The sequence below is a fragment of the Nocardia carnea NBRC 14403 genome, assembly GCF_000308515.1.
Lineage (GTDB): Bacteria > Actinomycetota > Actinomycetes > Mycobacteriales > Mycobacteriaceae > Nocardia > Nocardia carnea.
On the sequence record NZ_BAFV01000015.1, the window covers coordinates 168,941 to 186,913 of the forward strand.

Annotated in this window: 18 protein-coding genes; 12 read left to right on the top strand and 6 right to left on the bottom strand. The window is 67.2% G+C overall.

Annotated features, from left to right (window positions below; genetic code table 11):
• Positions 1-75: 75 nt before the first annotated feature.
• The gene (cutA, locus tag ON22_RS04840; RefSeq protein WP_033244668.1) at positions 76-399 is read left to right on the top strand and encodes a divalent-cation tolerance protein CutA; all 324 of its coding nucleotides are present in this window, start codon (positions 76-78) and stop codon (positions 397-399) included.
• 50 nt (positions 400-449) lie between these two features.
• Here cutA and ON22_RS04845 read toward each other — a convergent pair whose 3' ends face one another.
• The 3 genes from ON22_RS04845 to ON22_RS04855 form a co-directional block, all read right to left on the bottom strand.
• Entirely contained in the window at positions 450-737 is a 288-nt protein-coding gene (locus ON22_RS04845) for a GNAT family N-acetyltransferase (protein WP_033244383.1), read from the bottom strand.
• Positions 738-887: 150 nt separating this feature from the next.
• Complete coding sequence (locus tag ON22_RS04850; RefSeq protein ID WP_033244384.1) at positions 888-2,246, bottom strand: FAD-binding oxidoreductase; 1,359 nt, start codon at positions 2,244-2,246, stop codon at positions 888-890.
• A 4-nt stretch (positions 2,247-2,250) separates the two neighbouring features.
• On the bottom strand, positions 2,251-3,234 hold the full coding sequence (locus ON22_RS04855) for an NAD(P)/FAD-dependent oxidoreductase (RefSeq protein ID WP_081595347.1): 984 nt from the start codon (positions 3,232-3,234) through the stop codon (positions 2,251-2,253).
• A gap of 160 nt (positions 3,235-3,394) precedes the next feature.
• On the opposite strand from ON22_RS04855, the gene ON22_RS04860 reads away from it, so the two are divergent.
• Positions 3,395-3,868, top strand: a complete 474-nt coding sequence (locus ON22_RS04860; protein WP_033244385.1) for a GtrA family protein — start codon at positions 3,395-3,397, stop codon at positions 3,866-3,868.
• A gap of 92 nt (positions 3,869-3,960) precedes the next feature.
• Here ON22_RS04860 and ON22_RS04865 read toward each other — a convergent pair whose 3' ends face one another.
• Genes ON22_RS04865 through ON22_RS04875 form a run of 3 tightly spaced genes read right to left on the bottom strand, consistent with a single transcriptional unit; the run spans position 3,961 to position 5,951 of the window.
• The gene (locus tag ON22_RS04865; RefSeq protein WP_033244386.1) at positions 3,961-4,602 is read right to left on the bottom strand and encodes a Type 1 glutamine amidotransferase-like domain-containing protein; all 642 of its coding nucleotides are present in this window, start codon (positions 4,600-4,602) and stop codon (positions 3,961-3,963) included.
• A gap of 1 nt (position 4,603) precedes the next feature.
• Positions 4,604-5,440 (bottom strand): maleylpyruvate isomerase family mycothiol-dependent enzyme, encoded by an 837-nt coding sequence (locus ON22_RS04870; RefSeq protein ID WP_033244387.1) that lies wholly within the window; start codon positions 5,438-5,440, stop codon positions 4,604-4,606.
• 52 nt (positions 5,441-5,492) lie between these two features.
• A complete protein-coding gene (locus ON22_RS04875; RefSeq protein WP_033244388.1) occupies positions 5,493-5,951 on the bottom strand; it encodes an HIT family protein in 459 nt (152 codons plus the stop codon).
• A gap of 274 nt (positions 5,952-6,225) precedes the next feature.
• Here ON22_RS04875 and ON22_RS04880 point away from each other — a divergent pair, with 274 nt between their 5' ends.
• From ON22_RS04880 to ON22_RS04925, 10 genes are all read left to right on the top strand, one after another.
• Positions 6,226-7,359, top strand: coding sequence for a Re/Si-specific NAD(P)(+) transhydrogenase subunit alpha (locus ON22_RS04880; protein WP_033244389.1), 1,134 nt, complete (start codon positions 6,226-6,228; stop codon positions 7,357-7,359).
• Entirely contained in the window at positions 7,359-7,679 is a 321-nt protein-coding gene (locus ON22_RS04885; protein ID WP_033244390.1) for an NAD(P) transhydrogenase subunit alpha part 2, read from the top strand. Before ON22_RS04880 ends, ON22_RS04885 begins: the two co-directional genes overlap by 1 nt.
• 3 nt (positions 7,680-7,682) lie before the next feature.
• Positions 7,683-9,101, top strand: coding sequence for an NAD(P)(+) transhydrogenase (Re/Si-specific) subunit beta (locus tag ON22_RS04890; RefSeq protein ID WP_033244391.1), 1,419 nt, complete (start codon positions 7,683-7,685; stop codon positions 9,099-9,101).
• Positions 9,102-9,169: 68 nt separating this feature from the next.
• Positions 9,170-9,619 (top strand): nitroreductase family deazaflavin-dependent oxidoreductase, encoded by a 450-nt coding sequence (locus ON22_RS04895; RefSeq protein ID WP_033244392.1) that lies wholly within the window; start codon positions 9,170-9,172, stop codon positions 9,617-9,619.
• 80 nt (positions 9,620-9,699) lie between these two features.
• Entirely contained in the window at positions 9,700-10,839 is a 1,140-nt protein-coding gene (locus ON22_RS04900) for a DUF5925 domain-containing protein (RefSeq protein WP_033244670.1), read from the top strand.
• A gap of 70 nt (positions 10,840-10,909) precedes the next feature.
• Positions 10,910-11,479: a TetR/AcrR family transcriptional regulator gene (locus ON22_RS04905; protein WP_033244393.1), complete on the top strand. Its 570-nt coding sequence runs from the start codon at positions 10,910-10,912 to the stop codon at positions 11,477-11,479.
• On the top strand, positions 11,476-12,027 hold the full coding sequence (locus tag ON22_RS04910) for a hypothetical protein (protein WP_051157159.1): 552 nt from the start codon (positions 11,476-11,478) through the stop codon (positions 12,025-12,027). Before ON22_RS04905 ends, ON22_RS04910 begins: the two co-directional genes overlap by 4 nt.
• A 3-nt stretch (positions 12,028-12,030) precedes the next feature.
• Complete coding sequence (locus ON22_RS04915; RefSeq protein ID WP_033244394.1) at positions 12,031-12,981, top strand: AraC family transcriptional regulator; 951 nt, start codon at positions 12,031-12,033, stop codon at positions 12,979-12,981.
• A 147-nt stretch (positions 12,982-13,128) separates the two neighbouring features.
• Complete coding sequence (locus tag ON22_RS04920) at positions 13,129-13,563, top strand: acyl-CoA thioesterase (RefSeq protein WP_051157175.1); 435 nt, start codon at positions 13,129-13,131, stop codon at positions 13,561-13,563.
• A 248-nt stretch (positions 13,564-13,811) separates the two neighbouring features.
• A complete protein-coding gene (locus ON22_RS04925; protein WP_043739839.1) occupies positions 13,812-17,948 on the top strand; it encodes a WXG100-like domain-containing protein in 4,137 nt (1,378 codons plus the stop codon).
• Positions 17,949-17,973: the final 25 nt, after the last annotated feature.

Consider the following 17,973-nt stretch of genomic DNA (forward strand, 5'->3'; position numbering starts at 1 on the left):
AGAGTTACGTTCGCTGTCCTGCCGCACCGCATCCTTCCCGCGCGCGACGCGCGGCGCTGGTGGATCATGTACGCCGTGAGCGATAGCGATCTTGTGGACGTCACCATCAGCGGACCCGACGAAGAATGGCTGGCGGAGTTCACCCGGCGGCTTGTGTCCGACCGGTTGGCGGCATGCGGGAACATCCACCCGGAGGTCCGGTCCATCTACCGGTGGGAAGGAGAGGTGGAGGACGCGTCCGAAGCCGTGGTGGTGCTGCACACCCGGGCATCGCACGTCGACGCGATCATCGAGCGCGCCAATTCCGAGCATCCCGACGAGGTGCCGCAGGTCGTCGCGGTGCCGGTGACCGGTGTGAACCCGGCATATGGGGAATGGATACTGGCCGAGACCAGCTGATCAGCTGTCGCCGCCGGCTGTGCGGAGCGGAGCTACCGGCCGGTGCCGCCTCAGCGGTGGACGAGATCGGCGTACTCCGGATGTTTGCCGATGTATTCGTCCACGTACCAGCAGGTGGCGGTGACCGAAAAGCCTGCCGCCCGGCTCTCGTCGAGGGCGTACTTCACCACCTGCGCGGCCACCCCGTGTCCCCGGAACTCGGGGAAGGTGATCGTGTGGTGGAAGTTGCGGACCTTCGGGCTCTCGGTTTCCGCGTAGTCGGCATAGCCGGCCAGGGAACCGTCGAGATAGATCTCGAAACGGGTATCGGCGGCATTGTGTCGGAGTTCGGTGCTCACGTCTGTTGGAACGGCCGCCTGCACCCGGTTTGTTCCGGACGCCGCACCCGGGCCTGATGCGCCTGGTGTGCCCGGTGCGCAGAACGTCCGGACGGCAGAGGTGCACCCCCTCGACCCAAGAGGAGTTCGAACGAGTTACCGGGCGCGCTGTCAGAGGATGGCGCCGGGGTTGAGGATGCCGTGCGGGTCGAGCGCATCCTTGATCCGGCGGGTCAGCGCCATCACGTCGGGGCCGAGTTGATCGGGCAGCCAGTCTTTTTTCAACCGTCCGACTCCGTGCTCGCCGGTGATGGTGCCGTCGAGCGTGATGGCCAGGTCCATGATCTCGCCGAACGCGCGGTGCGCACGTTCGGTTTCGTCGGGGTCGTCGGGGTTGTGGACGATCAGCGGGTGGGTGTTGCCGTCGCCGGCATGCGCGATCACCGACACCGTGACGTCGTTGCGCCGGGCGATCTCGGCGACACCGGTGACCAGATCACCGAGCCGGGGGAGCGGCACCCCGACATCCTCGAGCAGTAGCCGCCCGATCCGCTCGACCGCCGGGATCGCGAAGCGGCGGGCCGCGGTGAACGCCTCGCCCTCCTCGGCGTCGGCGGTTTCGAAGACCTCGGTCGCGCCCGCGGCCCGGCAGGCCTCCAGCATCACCCGGGCCTCCTGGGCGGCGTGCTCGCCCGGGGCGTCGGACCGGGCGACCAGCAGCGCCGCAGCCTCGCGATCGAGACCCATCCGCATTTCGTCCTCCACCGCGTTGATCGCGACGGAGTCCATGAATTCCAGCATGGCGGGCCGTAGTGCGCCGGTGATGGCGAGAATGGCCTCGGTGGCGGCGGTGAGCGTCGCGAACGAGGCGACGACGGTGCATTGCGCGGGTTGGGCGGGCAGTAGGCGCAGGGTGAGTTCGGTGATCACACCGAGCGTGCCCTCGCTGCCGACGAACATCTTCGTCAGCGACAGCCCGGCCGAATCCTTCAACCGTGGTCCGCCCAGCCGCACCACGCTGCCGTCGGCCAGTACGACTTCCATCCCGAGTATGTAGTCGGTGGTCACGCCGTATTTCACACAGCACAGTCCGCCCGCGTTGGTGGCGGCATTACCGCCGATGGAACAGATCTCGAACGAGGAAGGGTCCGGCGGATACCACAACCCGTGCTCCGCCACCGCCCGCTTCACCTCGGCGTTGAGGAGCCCGGGCTGGACCACGGCGGTCCGGGTGACCGGGTCGATCCGGATATCGCGCATCCGCTCCGTGCTCAGCACGATCCCGCCGTCGAGCGCGGTCGCCCCGCCGGAGAGGCCTGAACCGGCGCCGCGCGGAACCACCGCAACCCGGTGCTCATCGGCCCAGAGCAGGGTTTCGCGCACATCGGCGGTCCCGGTTGCGCGGACCACGGCGGCCGGTGTGCCGGCGCCGGGGTCCAGGGCGCGGTCCTGCCGGTATCCGGCGACGATATCGGGGTCGGTGATCACGGCACCGGCGGGCAGCCGGTCGGTCAAAGCGCGCAGGTCCACGATGTCACGGTAGCGCCGCCCGGGCGTCGACTGCCGTGCGGATCTCCTCTTCGACCAGGTCCGCATTTATCTGTGCCCCGGCCATCGCGCCCGCTGCGGCGGCGGCGCCGACCTGTGCGGAGATATCGGTGACATTGCCTGCCGCCCATACTCCGGGGACCTCGGTGCGGCCGGTCGGGTCGGCCGGAATGTAGCGGCCCATGCCGGTCGGGTGATCGATCGCGGGCAAACCCAGATCGTCGAGGAAACCCGCCCGCGCGACCATCCGTGTTCCGATAGCGACCACATCGCGGGCGACGATCGTGCCATCGGCGAGACGCAGCCCGGTGATCCCGTCGCCGCCCGTCTCGACGGCGGTGACTTTCCCGGTCACTACGCGAATATCCCGTGCCGCCAGCCGTTCGGCGTCCTCGGCGGTGAGCTCGGGGCCGTCGTGGGTGAAGAACACGACATCGTCGCTGAGCTGGCGGAACAATTGCACCTGGTGCATTGCCATCGGGCCGGTCGCCAGCAGGCCGATGGCGCGGTCGCGGACCTCCCAGCCGTGGCAGTAGGGGCAGTGCACGACATCGCGACCCCAGCGTTCGCGGAGGCCGGTGATATCCGGGAGTTCGTCGGTCAACCCCGTGGTGACCAGCAGGCGCCGGGCCCGGACGCTGCGCCCGTCGGCCAGGCCGATCGTGAATCCGTGTTCCGTTCGGGTGGCCCCGGTGATTTCTCCGGACACCACGTGCCCGCCGTAGCTGCGTACTTCCGCCCGGCCGCGCGCCAGCAGTTCCGCGGGCGGCATGCCGTCGCGGGCCAGTAGTCCGTGCACTCCGTCGGCGGGCGCGTTGCGGGGTTCGCCCGCGTCGATCACTGCTACTGTGCGCCTCGAGCGCGCCAGCATCAGTGCTCCGTTCAGCCCGGCCGCTCCGCCACCGGCCACCACCACGTCGTAGTCGTTGTCCAGCGAATCGTTCGCCAGTTGTTCGGTCACCTCGACCACCTCCTTGCTGCCGACTATCCAGAACTTCGGCAATACTGGCAAGGAAATTTGCCGAAACGACAAACTGCCGATGTTGGGGTCGAGTGCATTCGAACGGTCGGGAGTTCGTGGTTTGCCGCGTGCTCACCTCTCCGTCACCTGTCCCTGCGACGCTGGCCGCGTGCAGGAGGCGGCGACGGAAGCGGAAACGTGGGCGAGCCGGTTCGCCCGGTGGTGTACGGGGGTGGTCGCGCGACTGCCCTGGGGGCTCGACCGGATCGTCCCGCCGACCTTCCTCGGCTTCGCGTTGATCAACAGCTTCACCTTCGGCGTCGACCTGCTGATCCTGACGGGGATGCGCAGCGGGCTCGGCCTCCCGGGCTGGTTGTCGGTGACGGTCGGCTATGTCTGCGCTTTCGCGCTGGCGTTCTACCTCAATCGCACCCTGAACTTCCGGTCCCACGCACCGGCCGGGCGGCAAGCGGTCGTCTACACCGTCGTGGTGGTGATCAACTACCTGGCGTTCATCCTGGGTGTGGGAGCGGGTCTCGCGGCGCTGGGTGTGCAGTACCACGTCGCGCGCCTACTGGCGGGCGCGTGCGAAGCCGTGTACATGTACTCGGCCATGCGCTGGATCGTATTCCGCCGCAACTGAATCCGGCATCGCACGCGCATCCCGTGTCGATCGTGTTCGGTTTTCTGCTGCCGTAGAGCCGCGTTACGCGTGCCGGCGAGTGAACGATCGGATCAGCTTGTGTAGAGACGTATTTCGGTTCCGTCTCGGACGACGGCATCGGCATCGGTGAGCGCCCAGTGTGGGGTGCGGTCGGCACGCAGGCGGGCCGCGAGGGCATTCCCCGTGCCGTCGGGATCGGTGGGGGAGTCGAGGTGCGGGACGATCGGTCGGTCGATCAACCCGAGTCCCTCCCACACCGGCTCGATCCCGCAGGCCGGCGCCACTTCCCCAGGATCGTCGGAGGTTTCCAGCCCGCGCAGATGTGGCCCCAGCAGGCAGGCGCCCGCGCTGTAACCCGCGTACAGGAACGAATCCGCGGCGAGCAGTTCCGGGATCACCGTGTCCGCACCGCTGCGCGCGAACTGGGCGCGGAGCACGAAGGTGTTACCGCCGCGCACCCACAGCACCGGAAACCCGGACAGGGTACGGCGCAATTCGGCCGCACGGCCGATGTATTCGCGCAGATCCACCTCATGTGGATCGAAGCCCAGGTTGCGCAACGGCACCAGCTCGCTGGTCACCGCCGCCGCGCGTGCGCCGGGCCAGGAATCGCAGGCATTGGCGATCACCGCGATCGGGCCCGGCGCACCGGCGAGTTCGGCGAACACATCGTAATGTTCGCCGAACCGGTAACTGGCCAGGAAAAGTCGCATCTCAGATGGTGAACGCCAGGTTCCGGGCCAGCTGCCGGCCCAGTTCGTCGTCGCCCGCGAAAGTGATGCGGTCCAGCGCGGTTTCGGGATCGAGACGCCCGCCGCCGAGCCGCACCAGCAGGCCCGAATCCAGGTCCAGTGTCACCGTGGCCTCCCGGTCGGGAGTGCTCACGTAGGCGGCCCGGTCGCCGACCTCGATATGCAGTGTCCGCGCGAGGGGGCCGGTCAACTGGAGGGTGATCAGTGAACCGGCCGGTGCGCCACCGCGTTTCGCGAGTACTCGGGGGAGCGACTGCGCGAACTCCGTGAACGCCGTCTCGCCGCGTGCGCCGCCCTCGTCGACCCGTTCGCCCAGCGCGTCGGCGATATCGAGTTCGTGCATCCAGCAGTCGAACAACCGGACCCGCATGAACCGCGCGTAGGGCACCTCACCGACCGGGGACTGCGAGGGCGCGAGCCACGCCTGCTCGTCCATGGCGGACAACGCTTTCCGGCGCCGGTCGATCACCTCGTGGTACATCCGCAGCAGCTCCACGCCGGACAGCGGCCGCAACCGCTGCAACCAGATCTCGTTCAACGCCCCGATATCGTTGCGGACGTGCGGCAATGTCTTGACGTCGATATCGGGTGCCTGCGCAGCCCGGGCCGGCGGCTTATCGCCGAGCAGTAGCGATTCGGTGCCGATGATATGGCCGATCACATCGAAAACCGTCCAGCCGGGCAGGGGCGACGGTAACCGCCACCGGTCCTCGTCGAGCCCGCCGACCAGGTCGGCCAGGGCGTCGAACTGGTCGGACAGCAGCCGGACGAGTTCGGGGCGGTCGGGGAGATCGGACATGGGCGGTGCCTTCCGTGGGCTGGTCATCGGTCAGGTCGGTGGAGAAACCGGATCAGCCGGGGTCGGTATCGGTTTCGGTGGTCGTGGTGTCGAGGGTGGACAAACCGGCGCGGAGCGCGGCCGCGACGCGCTCCGGTTCGTGCGAGCGGCGTAGTAGCAGACCGGACGCAAACCGGAACTTGTCGCCGTGTTTGCGGGGCAGTACGTGCAAATGCACGTGGCCGACCGTCTGGAATGCCGCCTTGCCGTCGTTGATCAGCAGGTTCGCGCCGTCGGCGGCGAATGCCGGACCCTGTACCGCACGCGCGATCCGATGCCCGACCCGGAACAGTTCGGCACCGGTTTCCGGGTCGAGTTCGGACAGGTCGGTGGCGTGGCTCTTGGGGATCACCAGGGTATGCCCGCGGGTGATCGGCCGGATATCGAGAAACGCGCAGACGGTGTCGTCCTCGTAGACCCGGTGGGCCGGCGCGGCACCGGCCACGATCAGGCAGAAAACGCATTCGCTCACAGGGCGACTCTACGGTGTACGGCCCGGCCGGACCCGGCGGCCGGGTGGAATTAGCAAACTTTTCAGACCTGCCGGAACGGTTCTGTCGATGACCGCTCTGATCAGCATTTACCGATGCGAAGGTAGTGGGCCCTGCGGTGTGGATGTGACGGGCATCTCAGCTAATCTCACTCCCGTCGATGTACGGTGGCGAGGATTTCGGGCGGGGTGTTCACGAACACCCCGCCCGGCGCCGTAATCGGCGGCCGGAGACGTAGGAGAGGGAAACAGACAAGTGGAGACAACGCAGACCGTGAGCGATTCGTCGCCGCGCGGGGCGCGTGTCGGTGTCGTTCGCGAAACCGCCGCGGGCGAGCGGCGGGTCGCCCTGGTGCCGAAGATCATTCCCGCCCTGGTGAAACAGGGTGTGGAGGTCGTCGTCGAAGCCGGAGCCGGACAGAGCGCGCTCATTCCCGATACCGCCTACACCGAGGCCGGTGCCACGATCGGCGATGCCTGGTCGGCCGATGTGGTCGTGAAGGTCGCGCCGCCCACCGATGCCGAGGTCGCGAAACTGGCCGCGGACCAGACTCTCATCGGATTCCTGGCGCCGCGCAATGCCGACAACCAGATCGACGCGCTGAAGAAGAAGCAGGTGCAGGCGTTCGCCGTCGAAGCGATCCCGCGCATTTCGCGGGCCCAGGTGATGGACGCACTGTCCTCGCAGGCGAATGTCGCCGGGTACAAGGCGGTCCTGCTGGCAGCGTCGGAATCGACCCGATTCTTCCCCATGCTGACCACCGCCGCGGGCACCGTGAAACCGGCGACCGTGCTGGTACTCGGTGTCGGTGTCGCGGGGTTGCAGGCGCTGGCCACGGCCAAGCGGCTCGGCGGGCGGACGACCGGTTACGACGTGCGGCCCGAGGTCGCCGATCAGGTCCGGTCGGTCGGTGCGCAGTGGCTCGATCTCGGTATCGACGCCGCCGGTGAGGGCGGCTACGCCCGCGAGCTCACCGACGACGAGAAGGCGAAACAGCAGCAGGCTCTCGAAGACGCGATCAAGGGTTTCGATGTAGTGATCACGACCGCGCTGGTGCCGGGCCGTCCCGCGCCGCGCCTGGTGACCGCCGCCGCGGTCGCCGGGATGAAACCCGGCAGCGTGATCGTGGACCTGGCCGGCGAAACCGGTGGTAACTGCGAACTCACCGAACCCGGCGAAACCGTGGTCAAGCACGAGGTGACGATCTGTTCGCCGCTGAACCTGCCCGCCACCATGCCCGAGCACGCCAGCGAGCTGTATTCGAAGAATATTTCGGCGCTGCTGGAACTGATGCTCGCCGACGGGCAGCTGGCTCCGGATTTCTCCGATCAGGTGCTGGCCGATTCCTGCGTCACCCGTGACGCCGAACCGACAACGAAAGCCGAATGATGTACAGCGAGCTACTGGCGAATATCGCCATTCTGGTGCTCTCCGGATTCGTGGGTTTCGCGGTGATCTCCAAGGTCCCCAATACCCTGCACACCCCGCTGATGTCGGGCACCAACGCCATCCACGGCATCGTCGTGCTGGGTGCGCTGGTCACCCTGGGCCGGATGGAGGATCCCTCGATCGGGGTGCAGATCATCCTGTTCGTGGCCCTGGTGTTCGGAACCCTGAACGTGATCGGCGGTTTCGTGGTGACCGACCGGATGCTGGGCATGTTCAAAGGTAAGAAGCCCGGCGCGGGTGCCGAGAAGGCAGGTCAGTGATCCATGGACAATCTGGTCGATATCCTCTACATCCTGTCCTTCGCCCTCTTCATCTACGGACTGATGGGGCTCACCGGCCCCAAGACCGCGGTCCGGGGTAACTGGATCGCCGCGGGCGGTATGGCGCTCGCGGTGGTCGCCACGCTCATCGCGGTACGCGATACGAGCAACTGGATCCTCATCGTCGCCGGCCTGGCGGTCGGTGTGGCGCTGGGAGTGCCGCCCGCCCTGCGCACCAAGATGACCGCCATGCCGCAGCTGGTGGCGGCGTTCAACGGTGTCGGCGGCGGTACGGTCGCGTTGATCGCGTGGGCCGAATTCATCGACACCACCGGGTTCTCCACCTTCCATCACGGTGAAGAACCGACGGTGCACATCATCGTCGGCTCGCTGTTCGCCGCGATCATCGGCTCCATCTCGTTCTGGGGTTCGCTCATCGCGTTCGGCAAACTGCAGGAGATCCTGCCCGGTAAACCGATCGGCCTGGGCAAACTGCAGCAGCCGGTGAACCTGCTGCTGCTGGTGGCTGCGGTCGCCGCGGCGGTCGTGATCGGTCTCGGTGCGTCCGACGGCGGTGTGGCGCAGTGGTGGATGGTCGGGTTGCTGCTGGCTGCGGGTGTGCTCGGCCTCATGGTCGTGCTGCCCATCGGCGGTGCCGATATGCCGGTGGTCATCTCGCTGCTCAACGCCCTCACCGGACTGTCGGCCGCGGCGGCCGGTCTCGCACTGAACAACACGGCCATGATCGTGGCCGGCATGATCGTCGGCGCGTCCGGCACCATCCTCACCAACCTGATGGCCAAGGCCATGAACCGGTCCATTCCGGCCATCGTCGCCGGTGGCTTCGGTGGCGGCGGTGCGGTGGCGGCCGCCGGTGACGGCGAGCAGAAGCAGGCCAAGGCGACCTCCGCCGCCGACGCCGCGATCCAGATGGCCTATGCCAACCAGGTGATCGTGGTCCCCGGCTACGGTATGGCCGTCGCCCAGGCGCAGCATGCGGTGAAGGAGATGGCGGGCCTGCTCGAAGCCAAGGGGGTCGAGGTCAAATACGCCATCCACCCGGTGGCCGGCCGGATGCCCGGGCATATGAACGTACTGCTCGCCGAGGCCGAGGTGTCCTACGACGCCATGAAGGAAATGGACGATATCAACGGCGAATTCGGCCGCACCGATGTCGCCCTGGTGATCGGCGCGAACGATGTCACCAACCCGGCCGCCCGCGAGGATTCGGCCAGCCCGATCTACGGAATGCCGGTCCTCAATGTCGATCAGGCGAAATCGGTGATCGTGCTGAAGCGTTCGATGAACAGCGGGTTCGCCGGTATCGACAACCCGCTCTTCTACGCCGACCACACCGCCATGCTCTTCGGTGACGCGAAGAAATCGGTGGGTGCGGTCACGGAGGAACTCAAGGCGCTGTAACCGCCTGCAGTGGTGGCCCCGGAGTGTGCTCGCGCATGCTCCGGGGCCTTTGCTGTTAGCGTCGGCGAATGGCGGATATCGGCGTAAAACTGTTGCGGACTCGGTGGTTCGTCCGGGCACCGATCTGGGCGTTCCGTGCCCGGCTCGGTTTTCTCTTCGGGGGCCGGCTGCTCCTGCTGGAGCACATCGGGCGCACCTCGGGGAAAGCACGATACGTCGCACTCGAAACAGTGGACCGTCCCGGCACCGACACCGTGATCATCGCCTCGGGCTTCGGCGAGACCTCGCAGTGGTACCGGAACCTGCTGGCCGACCCGCACTGCCGGGTGAGCATCGGCACCCGCTACCGGGCGCCGGCGGTGGCCCGGCCGCTGGAGCCCCAGGAGACGGCCGTGGTGCTGGCCGACTACCGGATCCGGCATCCGAAGGCCTACCGGAAATTGAGCGGCATCATCGAGCAGGCCACCGGCAAGGGGATCGATACGGTGCCGATGGTCGAGTTGGCCCTGGGATCCTGAATCCGAAGCGTCGATGACGTGCCGTCGACAAGGGAAAATATGTGGACGGTGCGGTCACCGCGGGCGGATCATGGTCGGCGATGCCCGAACGCAACGAACCACTTCGCCTGATCGAATTCGATCCCACCACTGCCGACCCCGCCGAGGCTTTGCCCTGGTCGGCGGTCCTCGACTCGTATTCCACGCCCCGAGACCTGCTGGACATGCTGACCCTGAGCCTCTTCGGCCGGGGCGTGCAGCCGTACTACCGGAAGAAACAGCTGGACCGGGTGCGACCGGAGGCCCTGCTGCGGCCGCCGGGCTCGCAGATCTCTCGTTCGGTCGTGGAATCCGATTCGCAGTCGATTCTGGTGCTCGGCGAAGGCTGGACCCTGCGCGCCGACCGGTGGGCCGACAAGTCGGCGACGCTGGAAGTGGTCGCAGTGAGCGACGAGCTGGCCGAACGCATCGTCACCGAATCGGTCCGCGATGCCGAACAGCCCGCCCCCACCGACCTGTCCGCGGTGAAAATGGGCTTCTGGCATCAGGGCGACCGCGGAGCGACCCGGCGCGCCCTCACTGTCACCACCCCCGAGTGGCCGGAGATCCGGGAAAACTACAGCGTCCCCGTCGCGGGTGCACTGGATCGGTTGATGGCAATGCGCCCGGCCGATATCCGGGGCCGATTACTGCTTCTGCACGGTCCGCCCGGCACCGGTAAGACCACAGCCCTGCGCTCACTCGCCCGGGCCTGGGCGCCCTGGTGTCAGGCCGACTGCGTTCTCGATCCGGAGATGCTGTTCGCCAAACCCGGCTACCTGATGCGTGCGGCGATGGGTGCCGAAGGTGAGGACGACGAATCCGACCGCTGGCGGCTGCTCATCCTGGAGGACTGCGACGAGCTGATCCACGCCGAAGCCAAATCCACTTCGGGACAGGGGCTTTCCAGGCTGCTCAATCTCACCGACGGAATGCTGGGCCAGGGCCGTGACGTGCTGGTCGCCATCAGCACCAACGAGGACCTGTCCCGGCTGCATCCCGCCGTGACCCGGCCGGGCAGATGCCTGGCGCAGGTGGAGATCGGCAAGCTGACCGCCACCGAGGCGCGGACCTGGCTGGGCGATACGCCTGCCGATATTCCGGCCGGGGGCGCGACGCTTGCCGAACTCGTCGCGCTTCGCGACCGCGCCGAAAGTATCGCGGTGCGCACCGAGTACGCCGACGGCGGAATGTACCTCTAGAAACTTCCGGCCGGGCTTGTGGTCGGTGCAGTGGATTGATTATGACCGACCAGTCAGTCATAATCGATCCATGCCGAAGCGAGTGGATCAGGACAGGCGGCGCACCGACATAATCGAAGCTGCCGTGCGGGTATTCGCCCGCAAAGGTTTCGCGGCCTCCCGGATCGAGGACGTGGCGGCGGAGGCGGGCGTGGCGAAGGGCAGCGTCTATCTCGTGGTGCGCAGCCGCGACGAACTGTTGCTGGCGGCCTTCCAGCATTACCGGGAGCAATCGGCGGCAGTGGTGAACGAGCTCGGCCAGGGGCCGCCCCTGGACCGCCTCGGACGGCTGATCCGGTCGACGGTCGCGATGCTGGCCGCGCACCCCGACTATGCGCGAGTACTGCTCGACGTGTGGTCGGCACGCGCACCCATGAACACGGCAGAGGTGTACAGCGAGTACCGGACCGCAGTCGGAGGCCTCCTGCAGGAGGCCGCGGACGAAGGACAACTGCGGGCGGGAATCGGCGCCGAACACGCTGCCGTGATCGTCGGGGCGATCGAAGGCTGTCTCGTGCAATGGCTGGCCGACGACCGGATCTCGCTGCCCGATCTGACAGAGCCCCTCCTCGCGATCTGCGTCGACGGGATCAGACGATGACCATCACCGACCGATTGATCGCGCCCGGCGCGACGAGGGACGAGATCGCACTCGGTTACTGCGCGGGGGCCGGTGGGGCCGTTGCCGCGGGCGCGCTCGCGTGGCAGGCAGGCCAAATGTGGCTGGTGGTCGTGGTGACTGCCCTCGTCGGCTTCGATATGTTCGGCGGCGCCGTCGTCAACGCGACCGCTTCGGCCACGCGCTGGTATCACCGGCAGGGCCGGGCGGCGCACAGTCATCTCCTGTTCGTTGTCGTCCACATCCAGCCATTCGTGCTCGCCCTCGCGGTGCCCGGGTACGGGTGGACTGCGGCGGCGGTGACCTATGGCCTGGCTCTGGTGTCCGCGGTCGCGGTGATCCGATCGCCGCGGGCGATCCGCACACCGGTGGCGTTCGGCGCGGTTGTCGCCGGAATACTGGTGACAACCACGCTGGTGACGGTCCCGCCTTTCCTGATGTGGTTTGCACCGGTGCTGCTGATCAAACTATTGCTCGGGCACCTGCTTCCTCATCCTGTTCGGTGCGGAACGCACCGCGGCTATCGTTGATGGATGGATGCATTGGCGGCGCTGCTCGAAGGCCCACGGGCCCGGGGCGCGTTCGTGCTGCGGTCGATGCTCAGCCCGCCGTGGTCCCTGCGGATCCAGGACGAATCGCCACTGACACTCGTGGCCGTGGTCCGGGGGTGGGCGTGGGTGCTCACCGCCGACGGCGAGCAGCGCCGGATCGAGGCCGGTGACGTTGCGGTGTTCCGGGGAACGCGGCCCTATACCGTCGCCGACGATCCCGCGACCGAACCGCAGATCCTGATCAACCCCGGGCAGGTCACCACGACGCTGGACGGTGAAGTGCTCTGCGAGACCATGAGTCTCGGGGTACGGCAATGGGGTAACGATCCGGACGGGGAAACGGTGTTCGTCACCGGCTCCTACGAATACGTGGGTGCGGTGAGCCGGCGCCTACTGCGTGCACTACCGCCGATGCTGGTACTGTCGCGCGGCCGTTCCGACGATCGGTTGCTCGACCTGCTGACCGACGAAACCGTCAAGGATCTGCCCGCCCAAGGCGTGGTGCTGGACCGCCTGCTGGACCTGCTGCTGATCTCGACCCTGCGCACCTGGTTCTCCGGCGCCGAGGCACCACCGTGGTACCACGCCTACGGCGACCCGCTGGTGGGAAAGGCCCTGCGACTACTCCAGCACAACCCCGCCCACCCTTGGACCGTGGCCGCGCTCGCCCAGGAAGTCGGGGCGTCCCGGGCAGCGCTGGCCCGCCGGTTCACCGAACTGGTCGGGGAACCACCCATGGCATTCCTCACCGAATGGCGTCTCGACCTGGCCGCCGACCTGCTGCAGGGCACCGAGGACACGGTCGAGGCGATCGCCCGCCGGGTCGGGTACGGCAGCGCGTTCGCCTTGAGCACGGCGTTCAAACGGCACTTCGGCGTCAGCCCGAGGGAACACCGGGCCGGCGGTGCTGCCGCGGTCTCCTCGGCCAGTTGATTCGTATACGGCGTAGCGGCCGGGTCTGCGGTCCGGATGCGGCGGTACCGGCGAGCCTGCCCGGTCTCGGTTGGACCGAGGACCGCGCAGACCGGCGGCTGTTCCTCGACGGCACCGCCCGCCGACCGAGCCGGTATCGTCGCCCGGGTGACGACGCAGTATCCGGTGCTCTGGCCGGTGCCCACCCGTTGGGCCGATAACGACCACTACGGGCACGTGAACAACGTGACCTACTACGCGTACTTCGATACCGCGGTCAATGCGTGGTTGATGGACGCGACGGGCACCGATATCCGTGAACTGCCCGCGATCGGGATCGTCGCGGAGACCTCCTGCCGGTTCCACGCCTCGCTCAGCTTCCCGGACAAACTGCAGGTAGGCCTGCGAATTGCCCGCCTCGGCCGCTCCAGCATCACCTACGACCTGGCGATCTTCCGGGAAGCCGGACAGGACCTGGAACACGCTGCCACCGGCACCTTCGTCCATGTCTACGTGGACGAGACCACCCGGAAACCGGTCGAGATCCCCGAGGTCATCCGCACCGCTGCCCGGACACTGGTCACCGACGACACAGAGCGATAACGCGAATTCGGTAAACGCCGACCGAGGACGTCGACTGTTCCGATCGAGATCATGGTGTGCGGGCCGGTCGGATGCGGAAACTTCCAGGGCGCGATGGAACCGGATGATGTTCGGCAGCGTCGGTTATGGGTGATGGATCTGTTGTCGAAGTGGAGGGGGCCGAGGTGGGTTGGTCGTTTACGCGGGTGGAACGCGGAAACTGCTGCCACGTAACCGGTTCGGTCGCACTGTTCGGTGAGGTGTGCTGAGTGGGTATCGAGATCCCCGAAGCTTTGCAGTGGGTTTGCAAATACGTCGTCGGGGCCGGTGATTGGCCCGAGGGCGACGAGACCGCGATGCGGCGGGTGGAAACAGCGTGGGTGACGCTGGCCGCCGACCTTCAGGAAATCGGCCCGGACGCCAACCATGCGATCGATCAGGTGCTGGCCGCGATCGAGGGTGACACCGCTGCGGCGATCTCGGATCGCTGGACCGAACTCGGCCACGGCCAGGGCGCATTCGACGGCCTGATCAAACATATCGAAACGCTGGGTGACGAGATCGGTGACGGCGCAGCCGATATCGAGCACACCAAATTGGTGATCCTGGCGAGTTTGGCGATATTCGCGGTCGAGATGGCCATCCTCCTCGCCGCCGCGTCCACCGGTGTCGGAGCACCGGCCGCGGGCGCAAAAGCGGTGGTGGCCCAAACCGCGACCCGTCTCGCGGTGCGCACCGCGATCAAACAACTCTTGCAACGGCTGGTGTCGAAGGCGGCGATGAAAGCCGCGGCCCGTGCCGCCGTGCGCGGCGCCTGGGCCGCAGCATTGGAAGAAACCGCACTCGATCTCGGCATCAAGGCCGTCCAGGTCGCGGCGGGGCGTCGCGACGAGATCACCATGGACGATCTCACCGAGGCGGGCAAGAACGCGCTGACCGCGGCCGCTACCGGCGCGGTGACGGGTGCGATGGGCCCGGACGGATTGACCACCCGCGACGTTCCCGGCGGCCCGGAAGGCGGGAACCCGCTGGCGAACGCCGCCAAGGATGCGGCGAAGGAAACGGTCGCGGGAGTCGCCGGCGAGGTCGCCGGCGAAGCCACCGATGCCGCGTTGAACGATCGGGAATTCAGCCTCGAAGAGGCGTTGTCCCCGGAGAACCTGTCCTCCGCTGCCGCCGCCGGTGTGCAGCGCGGCACAGAAACGCTGGGCGAGAACAACTCCACCGACAACGGCAACAACCCCGACAGTGGGGGCGACGAATCGTCGAATGAATCACCCGGCACCGAGGGGCCGCCCGACACAGGCACCGGTGACGATTCGGGTGATCCCGCAACCCAGAGCCAGGGCCAAAACCAATCCCAGGGCCAGCAGAGTCAACCGTCGGGCCAGCAGCCGGGGCAATCGCAGTCCCCGAACACACAGCCTTCGTCCACCGATACCCAGACCTCCTCGTCCGGGCAGTCACCGGGCGAGCAGTCGCAGGGTCAGCCTCCCGGCAGCGGCGACCAGCCCAGCGGCCAGCAGCAGCCGAGCCAGAACGCATCGTCTCAGGAAGACCCCGCTGGCAGCCCTGAGAACGGTTCCCCACTGAGTGAGACACCTTCCACTCCGGAAACGCAACAGCCACAGCAGCCGTCTGCCGGGGATTCCCAACAGGTTCAGTCGACCGACACCGCAACCCCGGATACCCAGCAGCCGCAACAATCCGACACCGACACCGACACCGGCACCGAGCCCCCGCCGCAACAACCCCAGCCCGCCGAGACCGACGCCCCGCAGCCGCCGCCCTCCGAGACCGGCAGCCCGCAGCCATCACCCTCCGAGACCGGCAGCCCGCAGCCGTCACCCTCCGAGACCGGCAGCCCGCAGCCGTCACCCCCCGAGCCCGGCCTTTCCAGCCCGTCGCAGTCTCAGCCCACCGGCAACGAAACGCCTTCGGATAGCGCCGCTTCTACCAATGGCAACCCGCAGACGCCCGATACTGCTTCCACCACGAGCGGCCCGCAGGCGCCCGATACCACCTCCACGCCGGAACAGCCCTTTTCCAGCCTGAACCTGCCGTCGGACCCGCCTCCGCAACAACCCACGTCCAGTCTCAACCTCCCTCCCGAACCCGCAGCACCCCCAGGTCCCGGTACAACACCGAGCAACTCCCATACCCCCGAAACGTCGACGACCCCGGGGACCCCAGCAGCGCCCACCGCCGCTACCACGCCCGGCACCCAACCGGTGACCGGAGCACCCACCACACCGAATCACCCCGGCACCACCACTTCCCCTCCGCCGACCGCACCAGCCGAAACAACGCCGTCGGGCACATCTGCCGCCACCCCGCCCGCTGCCGCCGTCCCGCAATCCCCGGGCACCCCGTCCACGCCGGAAAACACGCCCACCACCACATCGGCCGCGGCCACCGCAACACCGTCACCTCCCGGCCCTGTCCCGGCCCCGCCGCCCACGGCCGACACCCCCCGCGCCCCAACAGCCTCTGAGGCTGCGACAAGCACCCCCTCCACCACTTCCACCGGTGTTCCCCGGAACCAATCCGCCGCCCCCACTCCGCGCCGGACCGGTGACACCACCCCGGCGACCGATCCCGCTCGCCCGCAGAACACCGGCGATGGACCCGCTGCCCCCCGAACAAACCCCAACACACCGGGCTTCGACCACAACATCTTCGACCCCGCCGACCACGCCCGCTTCCTCGCCGACTTCTCCCGCCCACCCATCCCCACCAACGCCGGCCCCACACCCGACCGGAACCCGTCGCCGACCCCGAACCGCCCCCACCAGCCAACGGACCCGGCCACCACACAGAACCGGCCCACCCCATCACCCCAGAACCCGGCGCGTACCGATTCGACAGCGTCCCGCACAGACCAACCCGCCCCCACCACCCCGGCCCGAAATCCGGACCGACCTCCCCCCGGCCCCGTCCAACTACCACCGAACCACCCGAACGCCCCGCGCCCAGGTGACCCCGTCTGGAACTCACCCGAGCAGAACACCACGCGCCCCACCGAGCCGATCCGGAACTCGCTGCATCGATCCGACACCCCGGCACCTCCGCCCAACCGGAATCCGTCGAACACTCCGCCACCGGACCCACGCACCCAACCACCCACGAATCCGCCGCGCAGTCCCCAGCAAAGCCGACCGACGCCCAGGCCCCCGGACCCCCGGCTGCCCAACGCCCCGCACCACAACCCGGTCAACCAGCGAAACTCTGGTGAGCCGCACAGAACTCCGACCGAATTCCACTCCGACCCCGGCCGCCCCCAACGGCCGCAATGGAATACACCACGCCCGACTGACCCCATCTGGAATTCGCCCCAACCGACCCGGAATCCGACGACACCGCCGACCACGCCCCAGGAAACTTGGCGCCGACCACCCCCGAATGAACCCCGGCCCGGTGATCCGATCTGGAATTCCCCACGCCAAAACCCCATCGCTCCCGCACAGGATGGGCCGAACACCCGCCCGACTATGCCGATTCACCAGCAGAGCATTCCGCCACGACAAACTCAGTTCCCGCGGCAGCAACGTCATCCGCAGACACCTCCGAGTGCTGCGCAGCGAGATAACTGGGGCGGTACCGCGCCGACGCCCGGCCTACCCGCGGACCCGGCCAGGTTTCGAGCTCCGGAATCTCTTCCACCCGCCAACCCCGCCCCGCCGTATGTCCGGTCCGCTGGTGCATCAACCGAGCGTGAAGGGGATAGCGATGCCACTCGCCGAAATGAGCCGGTCAGTCCCTTCCGTCGACTGATCCGACGGTTCACACCTGAGCCTCCACCTGAAGAACCGGCAGTATCCGGCGGCGACGCACAGGCACCGACGCCCGAGTCGGCGCCGACCGTCGTACCCGACAGCACACCGCCGGTGGAAATTGATCCACGTCCCGAGAGCCCTTATGGGTCGACACCGCCGTTCAATACGACTGAGCTGAGCCCGGCATTTCGCGGAGAGGACGTTATGGGCGGTGTCTGGCCTGAGTCAGCAGTGGAATACCTGGGCGAGGGGCAACGGGAACAATTCAGGCTCACTGTTGTAGATGGATTGATCTACGACGCGGCTGGGGAGCTCTTCGATACAAGTAACGCTGACTCGGAGTCCAGTGACAGTGAAGGGCGCGCAATCTTTGTGATGGATAGCGAAGGTAATATATACGCGTCGACCAGCCATCCCCGAGGCGAATTCCATCATTCGAGCTTCCTGTCCGGTGAGCCGGTGGCTGCAGCGGGCGAGCTATTCGTTATCAATGGCGAGCTCCAACGCCTAACCGACTCGAGTGGGCATTATGGCCCCTCGCGGGCATACACGCTACAGTTCGCTCATTACTTGCGGAACCAGGGCGTGCAGATTGCCTCGGACCAAATTAATTTTAGGGCTTTCTACTGATTGTTGGAGGATGTAAATGGTAAGT

What these genes read in the sequence shown, in the direction of transcription:
- ON22_RS04885 (WP_033244390.1), top strand. Translation starts at nt 7,359, where the DNA reads ATGTACAGCGAGCTACTGGCGAATATCGCCATTCTGGTGCTCTCCGGA.
- ON22_RS04895 (WP_033244392.1), top strand. Translation starts at nt 9,170, where the DNA reads ATGGCGGATATCGGCGTAAAACTGTTGCGGACTCGGTGGTTCGTCCGG.
- ON22_RS04905 (WP_033244393.1), top strand. Translation starts at nt 10,910, where the DNA reads ATGCCGAAGCGAGTGGATCAGGACAGGCGGCGCACCGACATAATCGAA.
- ON22_RS04890 (WP_033244391.1), top strand. Translation starts at nt 7,683, where the DNA reads ATGGACAATCTGGTCGATATCCTCTACATCCTGTCCTTCGCCCTCTTC.
- ON22_RS04910 (WP_051157159.1), top strand. Translation starts at nt 11,476, where the DNA reads ATGACCATCACCGACCGATTGATCGCGCCCGGCGCGACGAGGGACGAG.
- ON22_RS04900 (WP_033244670.1), top strand. Translation starts at nt 9,700, where the DNA reads ATGCCCGAACGCAACGAACCACTTCGCCTGATCGAATTCGATCCCACC.
- ON22_RS04870 (WP_033244387.1), bottom strand. Translation starts at nt 5,440, where the DNA reads ATGTCCGATCTCCCCGACCGCCCCGAACTCGTCCGGCTGCTGTCCGAC.
- ON22_RS04915 (WP_033244394.1), top strand. Translation starts at nt 12,031, where the DNA reads ATGGATGCATTGGCGGCGCTGCTCGAAGGCCCACGGGCCCGGGGCGCG.
- ON22_RS04865 (WP_033244386.1), bottom strand. Translation starts at nt 4,602, where the DNA reads ATGCGACTTTTCCTGGCCAGTTACCGGTTCGGCGAACATTACGATGTG.